Raw genomic sequence first — 579 nt, 5'->3', positions numbered from 1 at the left:
ACTAAAAAGTATATTTCGCCATCAACACCAAAATCAAAAACCCTAATGATATTAGGGTGGCTTAACCTTTGAGTTTGTTGAGCTTCACGTATTAACATGCGTGCAGTCTCTGGTTGAGAAGCAAACTCTTTCTGTAATATTTTTAACGCAACGTAGGGTGTTTCTGAACCTGAAGATTCAAGAATCCTATCTTTAGCTAAGTAAACATCGCAAAGCCCACCATGTCCAATAACCGACTCAATTTCATACCGATTTTTAACGGTCGCTCCTATTAAGCTTTCGTTAATAACATCTTTGTTATTATTTAATGAGTCATCTTTATTGTTTTTTTTCTTATTAACTAACGGAGTGTTTTCTTTTTGAGACAGTTTTGTATTTGTTTCATTTTTATTTTTAACGGAGGTTTCATTATTAGTGAGTTTGGTTGATTTAACTGCATTGTCTCGTTTTTGAGTCTTTACAATTTTAGTTTTATCTCCGCTTTCTTCGTTATTTATAGAATTGTTTTTATTACTGTCTTCCATCACAAGAACTCCGTATAAATGATGGGGGAATATATACCTTTCTGCTCAATGAAAA

1 pseudogene is annotated in these 579 nt (G+C 32.8%); it reads right to left on the bottom strand.

Annotated elements, in window-relative coordinates:
• A pseudogene (locus tag IQR33_RS20005) lies at nucleotides 1–524 on the bottom strand (serine/threonine protein kinase); the annotation flags it as partial.
• Between the last annotated feature and the right edge of the window lie 55 nt (nucleotides 525–579).

Source organism: Vibrio sp. OPT46 (genome assembly GCF_015163535.1).
Taxonomy (GTDB): Bacteria; Pseudomonadota; Gammaproteobacteria; order Enterobacterales; family Vibrionaceae; genus Vibrio; species Vibrio alginolyticus.
This window is presented reverse-complemented; position numbering and strand designations above follow the sequence as displayed.